General features: G+C 63.6%; 12 protein-coding genes. 1 reads left to right on the top strand and 11 read right to left on the bottom strand.

From position 1 onward, the window contains the following. Positions 1-334 precede the first annotated feature (334 nt). The 6 genes from comE to FGW20_RS02090 are packed head-to-tail and all read right to left on the bottom strand — an operon-like array spanning position 335 to position 6,078. A complete protein-coding gene (comE, locus tag FGW20_RS02115; RefSeq protein ID WP_301676460.1) occupies positions 335-1,456 on the bottom strand; it encodes a sulfopyruvate decarboxylase subunit beta in 1,122 nt (373 codons plus the stop codon). Next, positions 1,449-2,738 (bottom strand): cysteate synthase, encoded by a 1,290-nt coding sequence (locus FGW20_RS02110; RefSeq protein WP_301676459.1) that lies wholly within the window; start codon positions 2,736-2,738, stop codon positions 1,449-1,451. The genes comE and FGW20_RS02110 overlap by 8 nt, the downstream gene beginning before the upstream one ends. Then, the gene (locus FGW20_RS02105) at positions 2,735-3,976 is read right to left on the bottom strand and encodes a methanogenesis marker 16 metalloprotein (RefSeq protein ID WP_301676458.1); all 1,242 of its coding nucleotides are present in this window, start codon (positions 3,974-3,976) and stop codon (positions 2,735-2,737) included. The genes FGW20_RS02110 and FGW20_RS02105 overlap by 4 nt, the downstream gene beginning before the upstream one ends. After that, positions 3,973-4,590, bottom strand: coding sequence for a (Fe-S)-binding protein (locus FGW20_RS02100; protein WP_301676457.1), 618 nt, complete (start codon positions 4,588-4,590; stop codon positions 3,973-3,975). Before FGW20_RS02100 ends, FGW20_RS02105 begins: the two co-directional genes overlap by 4 nt. A gap of 4 nt (positions 4,591-4,594) precedes the next feature. Then, positions 4,595-5,302, bottom strand: coding sequence for a GTP-binding protein (locus tag FGW20_RS02095; protein WP_301676456.1), 708 nt, complete (start codon positions 5,300-5,302; stop codon positions 4,595-4,597). Beyond that, complete coding sequence (locus FGW20_RS02090) at positions 5,299-6,078, bottom strand: ATP-binding cassette domain-containing protein (RefSeq protein ID WP_301676455.1); 780 nt, start codon at positions 6,076-6,078, stop codon at positions 5,299-5,301. Before FGW20_RS02090 ends, FGW20_RS02095 begins: the two co-directional genes overlap by 4 nt. 102 nt (positions 6,079-6,180) lie before the next feature. On the opposite strand from FGW20_RS02090, the gene FGW20_RS02085 reads away from it, so the two are divergent. Then, positions 6,181-6,666 (top strand): helix-turn-helix domain-containing protein, encoded by a 486-nt coding sequence (locus FGW20_RS02085; RefSeq protein ID WP_048113816.1) that lies wholly within the window; start codon positions 6,181-6,183, stop codon positions 6,664-6,666. 287 nt (positions 6,667-6,953) lie between these two features. Here the strand turns inward: FGW20_RS02085 and lon are convergent, their stop codons facing one another. From lon to FGW20_RS02060, 5 genes are all read right to left on the bottom strand, one after another. Beyond that, entirely contained in the window at positions 6,954-9,335 is a 2,382-nt protein-coding gene (gene lon, locus FGW20_RS02080) for an endopeptidase La (protein ID WP_301676454.1), read from the bottom strand. 54 nt (positions 9,336-9,389) lie between these two features. Further along, entirely contained in the window at positions 9,390-9,809 is a 420-nt protein-coding gene (locus FGW20_RS02075; protein WP_301676453.1) for a MarR family winged helix-turn-helix transcriptional regulator, read from the bottom strand. 86 nt (positions 9,810-9,895) lie between these two features. Beyond that, positions 9,896-11,023, bottom strand: coding sequence for a PQQ-binding-like beta-propeller repeat protein (locus tag FGW20_RS02070; protein ID WP_301676452.1), 1,128 nt, complete (start codon positions 11,021-11,023; stop codon positions 9,896-9,898). A 595-nt stretch (positions 11,024-11,618) separates the two neighbouring features. Continuing rightward, positions 11,619-12,506, bottom strand: coding sequence for a hypothetical protein (locus FGW20_RS02065; protein WP_301676451.1), 888 nt, complete (start codon positions 12,504-12,506; stop codon positions 11,619-11,621). Between the two features lie 247 nt (positions 12,507-12,753). Continuing rightward, positions 12,754-13,887, bottom strand: a complete 1,134-nt coding sequence (locus FGW20_RS02060; RefSeq protein ID WP_301676450.1) for a hypothetical protein — start codon at positions 13,885-13,887, stop codon at positions 12,754-12,756. Positions 13,888-14,062: the final 175 nt, after the last annotated feature.

Here is a 14,062-nt window from a genome sequence, read left to right as displayed (position 1 = left end):
GTACCGACAGGGCTCTCAAGAGTTGGTAGCATACGGATTGATAGGACCTGCTCTCTTCCATAAATGACTCCTCCGGATGCGAATCGGTTTGCACCGGAACCCACAGTGGAGACGTCAACATTCTTCTATAAACGATCTCTCTCACAATCATCTACACATCAGGCCTCCGGGGTGGAAATTCATCCCGAGAGTGACCCGAGCAGGCTGGAAATGTGAGGCGCGCCGGATGATGGAAGCAGAAACCATCCCGACAACCGGAACCCTGCCGCCGGGGACCGTCCAAAATTCTGGATGTCCAAAAAGTTGGACATTCGGGAGGACTATCTCAGAGTCCTCATCCCCGGAACGCCCGCACGAACCGCTCCCGGATCTTCCCTGGAGCAAGCGGGATGTTCGGGACCGCGGCATTCCCGGGCTTCAAGACCACGTGAATGAAGGTCGGGCCCGGCCCCCGGCTCTCCCAGGCCTCCGCGAGTTCCTCCTCGTCCTGCACCTTGCACGTCCGCCGGATCCCGGCGGCACGGGCGAGGAGCTCCATGTCCACGAGGCTGGAGGCCGGGGTGGGCTGGTTCCCTGTACTCCCAAAGGCCCCGTTGTCCAGGCAGACGATCGTGAGGTTCGCCGGGGCCTGCGCCGCCACAACCGGGAGGACGGCGGTCCCGAGCAGGCTCCCGTCGCCGTCGAGGACGACGACGTCTCTATCCGTCGCAAGCGCGAGCCCGAGCCCGATCGGCGTCGCCTGGGTGTAGCTTCCGAGCATGTAGAAGTTGAGGTCCCGGTCTTTGGCCGCGTAGAGCTCTTTTGAGGGGACGCCGATGTTTGCGACGACCGCTTCCCCATCCAGGCTGTCGGCGATAGCCCGGATTGCGTCGTTCCGGGCCATCACCGGTTCCCGGAAGGTTCGCCGGTACTCGAGCGCCGACTCGCGGGCCCGGGGCGGGGGCGGCTGCTCCGCCGGGCAGGCCTCCTCCGTTCCCTCCCAGAACGAGGGGAGGATCAGCCCCACGTGCGGCCGCATATTATCGTACGCGTCCCGGACGACCTCATCGATCAACTCCTCATCCTCGGGACCGCGGATGACGGTATATGGGATCCCGAGCGCCGCGAGAACCTCCGGGACCGCCTGGTTGAACGGCACCTGGGCCGGGATCGCCTCCCGGTAGACCCCCCGCCAGCTCGCGAGGATCGGGAGGGGGAGGCCGAAGGTGACGGTGAGGGACATGATGGCGTTCAAGGAGTTCCCGAGCCCCGAACTCTGCATGTGGAGCACCGGCCGCTTCCCGGCCATCGCGAGCCCGGCCGAGATCCCCACACCGTCCTCCTCCCGGGTGAGGTTCACGGCACGGAACCGCTCCGGGATGAGGGCGCAGAGGTCCTGTGTCCTGTCGCAGGGGAGCGATGCCACCGTATCGACCCCGAGGGCGGCGAGCCGGTCGAGAATGCAGCCCTCACGCACGGACAGCCACCTCCCGCTCCGCGAGCCAGCCCCGGACGGCATCCCGGAGGTCCCCTGCGAATGCCTCCCCGGCCCGGACTCGGAGGGAGGGCTCGACCGGGTAGCGGTCGAGGTCTTCTGCTGCACGCTGATATCCCCCGCCGGTGACGTTCAGGAGGATGTGCTCATCCGGACCGATGAGCCCCTCCTCCACCGCCCGGATGAGCGAGGCGACCGCGACCGCCGCCGCCGGGTCGAGGCCGATCTCCTCGGTATCGGCAAAAAGCCTCCCGGCGGACCGGGCAGCCCCGTTTGTGACCGCATACACCCTCCCGCCCGAGGCCGCGAGCGCGTCCCGGACCCCGCCCCGCACTCCCCAGGGTGGGTGGCGGTTCGTGAGGACGTCGGCGGAGACCCGGGCGATCGAGGCCTCCGCATCGGGCATATCCTCGGCCACGATCGTCCGCCTCCCCGCCTCCCATGCCCGGACCATCGGGACGAAGGGGAGATTCTGGGAGAGGTGGAGTTCCGGGAGGCGAGAGCCGAACCGTCCATCGGCGATGAGCCGCTCGGCGGCCTCCCACGCGGCGATCGCCCCGGTCCCGCTCCCGACCGCCTGGAAGTAGGCGTCGGGGAGCCGGCCGGCGAAGAGTGTCCCATCCAGCATCACCGTCCCCATCCCGTCCCGCCGGGCGACGTTCTTCGCCCCGCCCTCGGGGACGATACCGGGGAGCGAGCAGACCTCCCGCCCGAACGCGATCGAGTCGGAGTAGTCCCCATCCACCGTGACGAGGCAGACATTCGGGGACGGGACGGTCGTCCAGAGCCGGTCGGCGGCGGAGGCCGGGACGACCACCACGACCGGCGCCCCGGTCAGGGCCGAGGCCTGGCAGAAGGCCCGGCCGGTGTTCCCTGCAGAAGAGATCTGGAGGACGCCGGCCCCCTTCTCCCGGAGGCGGAGCACCGTCGGCTGCGCCTCGAGCTCCTTGAACGAGCAGGTCTCCATCCGCCCGCCCCGCTCGGGCCAGTAGCCGGAGAACGTGATGGTGAGGTCCGGGAGCCCGAGTTCCCGGGCAAGCCCGATGCTCGTGTAGGAGACCGGGCCGGCGTCGATCCGGAGGCGGCCCTCGACGGGGAGCCATGATGCGTAGCGGAAGATCCCGGGGAGATCCTGGAGGATGAGCCGGCGTTCCCGGTAAACCGTCCGCAGAAGCGCGTCGCACCCCGACGGGCAGTCGAGGGTGTAGCGGTCCGGGAAGGGCCGGCCGCATCCCGGGCAGTGGAGGAGGTACTTCTCCCTCACCGCCCCCCGCCCCCGGTGAAGGTGAACCGACCGTCGAGGATCCGCTCTTTTACGTCCCGGCAGAGATCTTCCGCGAGCGTCCGGCCGGACTGGCGGAGCGTGATCGGCACCTTCCGCCCCCGGACCCGGAGCGAGCCCTCGCCGGCCTCAAGGGCGTTGTTTTGGCAGGCGGCCATGCAGGCGGTGCAGGCGAGACAGCGGTCGCGGTCGATCCCGGTCTCGCGGGTAAACGCGCCCGTCGGGCAGACCGAGGCCGCGACGCAGGCCGAACACTCCTCGCACCACTCGGGGTGGTAGGTCACCTCCCGGTCGGGCCGCTGCCAGACGTCGGCGTAGGTTGCCTCATCGAGGACCGTCCGGGTGTTGATGTCGGCGACCGGGAGCGGGATATCCTCGTCGAGGACGCGGAGGGCCGCGACCTGCCGGTCGTCGAGGACCGGGATCGCGACGCCGAGGCTCGTGATGCACTCGGGGCCCGCGGAGGTCGCAAACCCGCCCATGTAGCGGGACTGCATCCCGACCATATCGGCGATGACCGTGAGGTTGGGGCGGGCCGGGGTGCTCCGGGTCCCCTCCCCGGTCACGATACCGGCCGAGCCGTTCAGGAAGACCGGGGTTCCGTCCCGGATCGCGAACCGTGCCGGGTCGTTCTCGAGCGGGTTGATCTCGCCGCACCCGCTGACCGAGACCTCCCGGCAGGGCCCCTGGAGCCCCGTGACCGAGAAGATGGTCGTCAACCGGGTCGGCCGGGTGTTGAGGAAGGCGGTGTAGTTCTTAAACGCACTCCGGGTGGTGAAGAGCCGGGCGTAGGAAAAGTCCTCGAGGGTCACCCGCGCCTCGATCGAGCGGTCGGCGGCCTCCACCAGCACCTCGATCTCGCGGCCCTCGACGATCTCGCGGAAGAGGTGCCCGCCCCCGTAGCCGGCCCCGGCGTGGGCGGTCCCGGAGACGATCAGGTCGAGCAGCCCGAGACGCTCGTTCGGGCAGGGGCCGGGCATGCAGGGGACGCCGTTCAGCCAGACCCGCTCCGCCCGCTCGAACGTCCCCGGCGCCGCCACCGGGACCGAGAGGATCGCCGCGGTCCCGGACACCACCCCGCAGGTTCCGGTGGTGACCACGTCGACCTCCGCGGCCGTGACCTCTGCACCCTCGCGGACGAGGCGCTTGAACTCCGCGGCGGTGTAAACAACCGCGGAACCGCTCCGGATCTTCTCGTCGATCTCTGCTATCGTCTTCATAACCTGATGTCCTCCACCCGCACATGGAGACCGCCGGACTGTGCGAGAATCATATTCACGACACCCGTGTGTGTAAGGTTCATCATGCAGTAGCCGGGCAGGAACCGCTGCCGCATCCCGAAGACCGGTTCACGCCGCACCGCCCGGGCAATCCCCTCGAAACCGACGATGTGGTACGCCTCAACGTCCTTAAACTCTCCGCCCCGCGAGGCCTGCGGCCCGACGACCAGGCAGGTGAGGAGGCCGCTTATTGGGCTCGCATGCAGGACCGAGAGGACGTGCTGGACCGGGCAGCCCGCACCGGCCGGCCTCCCGACGACGATATCCCCGGCCGCAATCCCCCACTTCTCCACGAGGTCCGGGCGGAAGGGGAGGACGATCTTCCTGGCCGAGACCTCCCCGGGCAGGGGATCGAGGATGAAGTCGTACTCGCCGCCGAGGACGTCCCGGCCGGAGTGGTAAGCCTCGCCCTCGAACCGGGGGGAGGGGGTCCCGGTGGGGTAGAAGACGCAGTCCGGGAGGGCTTTCTCTCCCCGCCGGACCCGCTCGAGGAACGCCTCGCAGGTCGGGGCGCCGCAGGCCCCGCAATCCTTCCCCGGGGGGTTCCACGCCACCGGACTAGTCCCCCCGGAAGAGATAATCGGCGCCCTCGAGCCTCCGGACGACCCCGAAGTGGTTCTGCCATCCGATCTCGGTCTTCCCGATGCAGAGGGTGCAGACCCCGAGCGGCGGCGCACCCCGGAGGACGATTGTATCGGGATCGGTTATCTGCGGATAGTCCTCGATGGCCCGGAGGAGGTAGCGCATCCCGGTCCCCTGGACGGCGTTCGTCTCCACGATATCGAGGTCCGGGTTCACCTCCCGGATCCGCTCCCGGAAGACCTCTTTCTCGGCCTGGGAGACGAGATCAATCCGGGTCACGACCGCAATGTCGGCGAGCGCAAGCATCGCGGCCATCTTCAGGGGCGTGTTCGTCCCCGATACGGCGGAGAGGACGACGATCCCGAGCCCCTGCGTCGTGTAGGGAGAGCAGCGGAGGCAGAGCCCGGCACTCTCGACCACGAGGAGGTCGGCGCCCTCCTCTTCGGCCCAGGCGATAGCGTCCCGCATCACCATCACCCCGGCGTGGTCCGGGCAGAGGTCGCCGGAGCAGACCTTCCGCGTCGGTATCCCGAACTCGGTCGCGAGCTCCTCGTCCTCGAACGCCCGGACGACGTCGATTTTTAAGTAAGCGATCCGGTACCGGTCCAGAAGGGTGCGGATGGTCTGGCGCACGACCGCGGTCTTCCCGGCGGACGGCGGTCCCGCGACGACGGCGAGCCTCATGCCCCGACCGGTCCCGTGATCAGGTCGCCCGCCCGGATCTGCTCCCGCATCCGGCGGAGGATACCGTCGAGGCGGAGCGCCTCCCGGAGGGCGGCGATTTCCCTGCCGTCCGGCTCGATCACCCGTTCGACCGCCCCGTCCCGCATCACGATCCGTCGGGCGGAGAGGAGGGAGACCAGAGGATCGTGCGTGACGAAGACGACTGCTTTCCCCTCGCCCCGGAGCACCTCGATCACCCGTTCCTTGAAGATCCCGGCGTTCTCGACCTCGTCGAGGAGGATGATCGGCGCTGCTGCGATCATGACGGCGTCCGCCACCAGGAGCGAGCGGGTCTGCCCCCCGGAGAGCGCGGTCATCCGGGCGCCGGGGAGGATCGCCTCGCCCGTGAACTCGTTTGCAAGGGCGATCGTACGGCCGACGATGCTTTCGTCCTCCATCTTCCGGGACCGGACGTGCATCGCGAGAAACTCCGCAACCGCAAGATCGGCGAGGCACCGGGTGTTCTGGGTGATCAGGGCGACGGGTTTGTGCGCCGGGTCGCGAACGAACTCTTCAGGAGGGTATTCCCCGTTGACGAGGACCGTCCGGCCCGTCGCGGTGTCGCCCCGGGCGAAGACCTCGATGTCGTTGATGAGGGCGCTCTTTCCCGAGCCGGTGGGGCCGACGATCGAGATCGTGTCCCCGGACAGGATGGGGATCGCCTCGAACCGTTCCGGCTCGCCGCTCCGGCTCCGGCCCGGGAGGATCGTGACCTCTCGGATGGGTGATGAGACCATATGCGAGCATCGTCATGGGCATTCATAAGTGTTTTCCTTTATGGCCAGATCGTTTACCGGTTTAGGAAAATATTATCTTCAAGATAATATCATAGTAGATAGATGCTTTCGCGAAAGATCTTTGAAACCGAGTTTGCCGACGCCCTCATGGAGGAGCTCGCCCGGCAGGATATGAGTATCCGCGACCTCGCGGAACGGGCCGGGATCCCGCCCGCCACCCTCTACAAACTCACGTCGGGCAGGGCGGACCCGCGCCTCTCGACCGTCCGGCGGATCGTCAACGTCCTTGAACCCCGGGAGAAGAGTTTCATCGCGGTGATCGCGGCCCGGTTCCTGCTCGACGAGATCGATAACCGCGACCTTCCCATCGGCAGCAAGCAATACCATATCCGGGGCTACGCGGCCGATTCCCTTGAAGAGTGCATCATCGCCGCGGTGCGAGCCGACAAGGAAGGGGCACTCGGAATCATCTGCGCACCCATCCTCGCGCCGATTGTGGAGAAGATCGCCGACTGCCCGGTCGCGATCATCAAGCCGCAGCAGCAGACGATTATTGAAGCGATCGAGACGATAGCAAAGAGGGTTTAGGGGGGCGGGGATCAGGCGACGATGAAGTCGATCACGTAGTAGTTCCCGCGCTACTCCGCGATCTTTCCCCGGTAGTCCCCGGCGATACACACCACCCCGTTCTCCGAGAGCGGCATCTCCATAAAGCCGGTGCGGAGGGTCTCGTTCACTTTAGGGAGAGCGACGTTCTTCTATAAACGATTTCTGTGACAATCGTCTACACGTCGGACTCCCGGGATCGTTTTTGGGGCAAAAAGAGGGTGTAAAAACACCGGAATAGAGGGGGGGCCGGCAAAAAGTTGTGATGGTTAGAACTCGTGCGCGGGCACGCACCGGTTCTTCCCCGCATACGGCAGGACCGGCCCGTGGAGTTCTACCCCGAGCGCCTCGCGGAGGACGTCCTCGATCGTCTCCACGGTCACGAACGCAAGGTCGCTGCGCACGTCCTCAGGAACGTCCTCGAGGTCCCGCTCGTTCTCCCGCGGGAGGATGACCATCCTGATCCCGGCCCGGTGCGCCGCAAGGACCTTCTCCTTGATCCCGCCCACCGGCAGCACGGCGCCGGAGAGGGTCACCTCGCCGGTCATCGCGATCGTCGGTTCGACCGCTTTCCCCGTGACGAGGGAGGCGAGGGCCGCAAAGAGGGTCACGCCCGCCGACGGCCCGTCCTTCGGGGTCGCCCCCGCCGGGACGTGGATGTGGATGTCGCTTGCGAAGAAGTCGAACCCGGTCGTGGTGGCCGCGAGCCTTGAGCGGATCAGGCTGAGCGATATCTGGGCCGACTCCTTCATCACGTCGCCGAGCTGGCCGGTCAGCGTCAGTTTCCCTTTGCCGGGCATGAACGTCCCCTCGATGAAGAGGATGTCGCCGCCGACCGGCGTCCACGCAAGCCCCGTCACGACGCCGGGCGGGTTCTCCTTCCGCGCCACGTCCGGCCGGACGGTCTCCCGGCCCAGGATCTCGGGGAGCATCTCCGCCGTCACGACGACCGGCAGGTCGACCGTCTCCGAGACTACTTTCGCCGAGACATACCGGGCGACCCGGGCAAGGTGCTTCTTGAGCGTCCGGACACCCGCCTCCCGGGTGTAGCGGTCGATGATCGCCACCAGGGCCTCGTCCTCGACCTTGAGGTGATCCGTGGTCAGGCCGTGCTCCTCCAGGGTCTCCGGCAGGAGGTGATCCTTTGCGATCGCGAACTTCTCGTTCTTCGTGTAGCCCGAGATCTCGATGAGTTCCATCCGGTCGAGGAGCGGCGCCGGGATCGTCGCGAGACTGTTCGCCGTCGCGATGAAGAGGACGTCCGAGAGGTCGTAGGAGACCTCCAGGTAGTGATCCGAGAACGTGCTGTTCTGCTCGGGGTCGAGGACCTCGAGGAGGGCGCTTGCCGGATCGCCGGAGTAGGAGGCGGCGAGTTTGTCGACCTCGTCGAGGACGAAGACCGGGTTCTTCGCCCCCGCCCGCTTCATCCCCTGGATGATCCGGCCGGGGAGCGCCCCGACGTAGGTCCGCCGGTGCCCCCGGATCTCCGCCTCGTCCTTGACGCCGCCGAGACTGATCCGGACGTACTCTCTCCCCAGCGCGTCCGCGACGCTCCGGCCGAGGCTCGTCTTCCCGGTCCCGGGCGGGCCGGTGAGGAGGAGGATCGAGCCCTGCTTCTCCTCCTTGAGTTTCATGACGGCGAGGTGCTGGACGATCCGCTCCTTGACCTTCTCGAGGCCGTTGTGGTTGCTCTCCAGCACCCGGCGGGCCTCCTCGATATCGATGCTCTTCTTCTCGACCGTCCAGGGCAGATCGAGCAGGAGGTCGAGGTAGTTTCTGATCCCCTGGCTCTCATGGTGCTGGCTCCCGCCCGACTCGAGTTTCTTCAGTTCGGCGAAGGCCTTCTTGCGCACCTCCTCGGGCATCGTCGAGCGCTCAATCCGCTCCCGGTAGTTCTCCTCGCCCGACGAGCCCTCGCACCCGTCGAGCTCCTCCTGGATCACCCGGAGCTGCTCGCGGAGCATCGCTTCGCGGTTCGCCTTCCCGACCTTCTCGGAAGCCTTCCTGGCCACCTCGATCCGGAGGTTGATGCTCTCGTTCATGTTCACGAGGAGGTCGAGGAACGCGGCATGGCGCTCCCGGACGGAGACGGTCTCGAGGAGGGCCTGCTTCTGTTCGACGTCCACCGGCATGAAGGGCATGACGAACCCCATGATCTGGTCGACGGACTCCATCCTGTCGACGGGCCGGGTGAACTGCTCGGAGCCCTGGAAGTTTCCGCTGATCTCGTGAACGGCCGCTTTGACGTCTGCAAGTGTCTTCGCCCGGGTCTCCTCGTCGAGATCCGGTATGTCCGGGAGGGGTTCGGAGATCGCATAGAACAGCCCGCCCTTCTCCGAGAGCGTTACGGCCTTCACCCGGGAGGTTGCGTGCGCAAAGACCAGGTAGCCGTCGTCTGCAGGCTGTACGTGCGCGATCGTAAGGAGGTTTCCGGTCGTATAGAGCGCGTCGGCCGGATCCCCAGGGGTTTCCGCCTCGCTCTTCGCGGTCAGCCCGACCGCATATGCCGATCCGTCGCTCTTCATGGCGGCGATCAGCGCCTCCCCGATGGCCGTCTCGACCTGGAGCTTCGTCCGGGTCTCGGGGTAGACCACGGTCTCGAAGAGCGGTATGACGATGTGCTCTTTGCTGGTGTCTGGTTGTGAGTGCATGGTGACTCCGGATTGTTTAGTTCGCATTTACCTAACTGTTTTGCCGGGCAAAAATCATCCGACCTTCTTCAAGATCTCCACCAGGAGATCCAATTCGTTCTCATCGAGCGTCCGCACCACCCTCTCGATCATCCGGTTCAGCGCGTTCCGCTCGGCGTTTGCCAGCATCCGGCCCTTCTCGGTCAGCCGGATGTAGGTGACCCGCCCGTCGTCGGGGGACTTCTGGCGGTAGGCACACTCCATCCGGACGAACCGATTAACCATCTCCGTCACGGTGGGTTTCGAGTTCCTGGTGATCTCGGCGAGTCTGCTGAACGTCACGTCGCCGTGCTCGTCGATCGTCTTCAGGTAGGCGACCTGCTTCACCGTCACGTCGACAAGCCCGCATTCGGAGAAGATCTCGGAGGAGCATTCGTTCTTGATGGCGATCAGGCGATCAAACACTTCGAACAGGTGCTCGTGTCTCGCCGCCATGGTTGATACTGATTAGTTTGGTTTGACCTAACTATAAAGGTTATGATAGCAGTCGGCACCGGGAGAGCATACGGGCTCTCGAAGGTTCAGGTCTTCGTAGACCCGCCAAGAACCGCAAACCCCCCATCCGGGGTCTGCAAGATGTCCGTGACGATTTCCACCTCCGCCTCCGTGCCGGCACTGACCCGGACAATCTCACCGCGATCGTCACATTTCATCACGTGAATCGGCGACCCGAGATGGTTCCCCATGGTGTAACCGTTGCCCTCGGAACTCTCGAGGGCGGCACAGGCGTAACCCCCGCCGGAGGCCCGGACAACCGGGCAGGGCATATAAAACTCCGTCACGCTCATATCAGAGCCGTCCCGGGCGAGGGTCAGGTCGACCGTAATCGATCCTCCGGCTTCCTCTCCCTTCAGGGCCCGGCCGACCTTATAGAGCAGTTCCACGCTACCGTCCGGCTTCTCTCGCACCGAGTATATACGGTGAAGCATGACCCCGATAAACTCAGGGCCTTCCTCGAAGGTGCGGCTCCAGATGACGTTGCCTTCCCCATCGAGCCGCATCACCCAGAGCGGATGGCTATCCGTCGTCCCTGCAACGATGCATCCCCCGCCCGATGCCGAAGCGACCCCCAGAGCCCGTCCCCGTCCGAGATCCGGGTAGGTCTCTTCCCGGAGCAGCGACCCGGTATCGTTCGCGACCGCCACCCAGATATCCCTCTCGTGCTTGCTCCCTGCAGCCACGATGCCCCCGTCCGGCAGACCGGAGACTCCAGGCACAGACCCCGAAACCCGGCTGCTCCAGAGCGGTGTCCCATCGCCGGCCACCCGGAATAGAGACCCGTCACCCGTCCCGGCGGTGAAACTGCCGTCAGCATGGGCGGCGACTGCCTCAACGCCGTACCGTGCCGGGAAAGACCGGTTCCACTCGATCCGGCCGTCCTCCGCGATCTTGAGCAGCAGGGCGTGCCCGTCGCTTCCCGGAGATTGTTTGACCGACCCTCCGACAATCAGGCCGCCGTCCGAAACCGGCACGATGACGGTGCCGTATTCGTCGCCCCCTCCATCAAAGACGGCGTGCCAGATCTCGATACCGGCGGCGTCGGTTCGGGTGACGGAGAGAGCATGGCGGTCGGCGACAACGTCGCTCGATAGGCATCCTGATGAGGCAGTGAGGATGGCGAGAGATAAAAAGGCAAGAGAGATCGCCATTTTACGGACTGCATGAGTTTTGCCGTCAACAAGCATGCTTTTCAATCGATAGAACCGCTCTCTCCCAGATTCGTCCGGCAGTTTTCCAGGTATTGCTACGCCGCCCGTCCATCTCCTCACCACCGCCCGGCCGGGTGGGCCCCGCCTTCCGGGATCTATGCATGAGAACTCAACGTTCCCCTATAAACGATTTCTGTCACGATCGTCTACACGTCGAGCCGGATCCGTTCGTTTTGCTCCGGGAGATTCGCCCCAGTCAATCAGGGACGTCTGCTGCACCGGTTGATAGGAGAGGCCTTGTCGGGGAGAACCGGGGCCGGGATCCATGCCTGCCGGCATCCCGAATCGCGGAGGCAAGCGCCGGGTGCTGCTTTAAGTCCAGGTCCATCGGGTGGATGACGGACGCATTCTCCGCGGGAGAGCAGCCGTGGCCCTCTTGACGAGCAAGCATGCCAAAGGGCGGAGCCTCCTATGTAGTTTACGTCATGCCATTTTCTCCAGGTTTCAATCCTCGAACAACGGGGCGGAACACGGACAAACTCCAGGTAACAGGACCCGAGCCGCAGGAAAGGAGCCGCCGCACAGCCCTCCGGCATCAGGCCGCTCCCGCTGCTTTACGGGTGAAGGCGAGGTGACCCCAGGGACAGGACGACGGCGGTTGCTCCCCGGGCCGTGACCAGCCAGGTTTAGTATCGATCTTGATGCCCGCCAGAACGTGCCACGCGGTGTCATCCACGGCGGGCTGTTTCCCTATGACCTCCGAGATCGGAGTCAGATTGAGCAAACCGGTGGCACCCGGGGTAAAGTATCCGCATTCAGTAACCCAGGCGACACCTGTCGTGTCGTGAGCGTGAAACCCGACCTGGTGGCCGAACAACCCGGAGAATATGCCGAAGATATCGAAGGTGTTCAGGAGTTTACCGCCAACGCCTCCCGGGGACACCGGGTATCGCGGGGAAGTCTGGGGACTGGACTGGCCGAAAAATCCACCAAGAGGCTTCAAGGAGTAATACGCCGTGTCCAGGTCGTAACTCGCGCAAAATCCCGAGTTTCTCCAGTCACCTTCCGGCGTCATGACGATGTGAGACCCGAAACAGAAATACTCGTGCCCCGGATCGTAGTCATTAGAATGCTGGTACAGTGCCGTTGTTGCGATCACCTGCCCGACACCCGGGTATCTCCGGACGGTTGTGTGGCGTGCAACCTCGACATACTCATCGGACAAACCGGCCGCATCACGGAGCCGCTCACGTACTGCACAGGCTTCCCCGCCGGATATCCAGCCCTCCGCCCGGGCCGGAAAACCGTCCGGTGCCGGGGTTGCTCTGTCAGTCACCTCGGCGTAGGATACCGCGACACCGTCGGGGAGGACACGAGCGTAGTATCCAGCGAGTTCTGCGTCAGGAGGGATATCCGGGAAGAAGACCGCCTCGTACCGGAAAGCGCACTCCAGGTTCGAAGGGACGGAGGAGATACCGGGCATGCGATCTCTCCAGCCAGTTGCCTCACGCGGCGAGATGTTCTCATGAGACAGGTAGAGCGAACCAGTATTCAAACCGGTGAAATCGTCATAGGATGGGTTCCCGGGAAGCGCGTAGGCCACATCGATCACTGCAGCGAAGAAACAAAATAGCGCTATGAAAGACAGGCATTTAATCCGAATCTGTTCCTTCGGTTCAGGCGTCAAAAAGGAGAGAAATGTTAGTGGTGTCGACACAGGCTATCTCCAGTTAGGTATGAACATATCCCCCACTCCACTTAACCTTACAGAGATGGCCCCAGGAGTTCGTTCCAGAAGGAGCGAAATAGGGGACACCGTCCACGATTTTCACCCACCCATTTGAAACATCTGCCATCGCCCGGGAAATAATATACGTACTCCCATCCCGTGCAGATGGCTGCGAACAGTATGAGTGCTGACCCGGGGTAAACTCAAATGTAGTGGCTGCGCAACCGGCAAAGAAACCGAATTCCTCATGCCAGTAATAGGTGTTGCCATCCGGATGGTGGAGCTCAACACGTGTGTCGGGAATAGCTGTTGACCACTGAAGAGCACAACCACCGGTACCGAGAGAGAGGCCGACAGTCGTATACCCGGTCGTAGTCTGTGGATTATTCTGGCTTACACAAACATTCGGCAAATGCTGATAATAACCTGGGACAGAGTAATCAGAGTCTATCTCCACATCAAACCGACAGTTTACATACGGATCGTAACCGGATATATCAAAACCGGGATCGGTTCTCAGGGTTGTCTTTGTGAAGAAATAATCCAGATTCGAGTTAGTCTCTTGATTATCCCAGTACCATGTCGTTGTAAGATACGCCCGGCCGATCCAGGTGTAGGTTCTGCTTATCGTCGCAGTATGAATCGGGGTCGGTCCATATGAAAGAAGTCCAATATCACTTTCTATGAGGGACTCAGCTGTTTTGCTCTTCAGTGGCCCATCGATCCAGGCGTCTGCACGAGAAGATACTTCTTCCAGCGAGGGATTCTCTTCAGATGTAACTACCTCCGCATAGGAGACACTCTCTCCATTTGGAAGAACACGAAACACGTACGCAACGACTTTCTCATCTTCAGAAATATCAACTTCAGCCGTGCCGATATATCTCGGAGGGACACTCTTAAATTCCTCCTCAAAGGAACTCATTGCTGCTTGAGTCCTGGCGCTGATCAGATCCTTGGGTATTTCAGAATCAACAAGACGTACAGTATATTTTTCCAGGTCATATTGCACATTTTGTTCATTACCCTGAGACGGCCACACTTCTTCGGCGGCCATCACCGGCACCATCATCACACTCACCAGCATAACTGCCAGGAGTGTAGAAAATGCCCGCATTCCAATTTTCCTATTCATGTGTTTTCCTCCAGTTTCTTTTCCCGGAGGGCGAAGAGGCATACCTTCAAGTACGGGAAGAGCACACATTCCCATTGCCTCCGGGCATGCGGGACGTTCACCCATCCGATTCGCTCTTGGCCGGGTGGACCCCCGCGCTTCGGGATACCGGTCCCGGTACCCACGGTTGAGAAAT

It is taken from the genome of Methanoculleus methanifontis (genome assembly GCF_030464365.1).
In the GTDB taxonomy this organism is placed as follows: Archaea; Halobacteriota; Methanomicrobia; order Methanomicrobiales; family Methanoculleaceae; genus Methanoculleus; species Methanoculleus methanifontis.
Note: the sequence above shows the minus strand (reverse complement) of the source record. Positions and strands in the feature narration are given on the sequence as shown.

Bases quoted from the DNA above. Each gene is read 5' to 3' on its own strand.
- FGW20_RS02060 (WP_301676450.1), bottom strand. From the start codon at position 13,887: ATGAATAGGAAAATTGGAATGCGGGCATTTTCTACACTCCTGGCAGTT.
- FGW20_RS02105 (WP_301676458.1), bottom strand. From the start codon at position 3,976: ATGAAGACGATAGCAGAGATCGACGAGAAGATCCGGAGCGGTTCCGCG.
- FGW20_RS02075 (WP_301676453.1), bottom strand. From the start codon at position 9,809: ATGGCGGCGAGACACGAGCACCTGTTCGAAGTGTTTGATCGCCTGATC.
- FGW20_RS02065 (WP_301676451.1), bottom strand. From the start codon at position 12,506: ATGCCCGGTATCTCCTCCGTCCCTTCGAACCTGGAGTGCGCTTTCCGG.
- lon (WP_301676454.1), bottom strand. From the start codon at position 9,335: ATGCACTCACAACCAGACACCAGCAAAGAGCACATCGTCATACCGCTC.
- FGW20_RS02095 (WP_301676456.1), bottom strand. From the start codon at position 5,302: ATGAGGCTCGCCGTCGTCGCGGGACCGCCGTCCGCCGGGAAGACCGCG.
- FGW20_RS02090 (WP_301676455.1), bottom strand. From the start codon at position 6,078: ATGGTCTCATCACCCATCCGAGAGGTCACGATCCTCCCGGGCCGGAGC.
- FGW20_RS02070 (WP_301676452.1), bottom strand. From the start codon at position 11,023: ATGGCGATCTCTCTTGCCTTTTTATCTCTCGCCATCCTCACTGCCTCA.
- FGW20_RS02085 (WP_048113816.1), top strand. From the start codon at position 6,181: ATGCTTTCGCGAAAGATCTTTGAAACCGAGTTTGCCGACGCCCTCATG.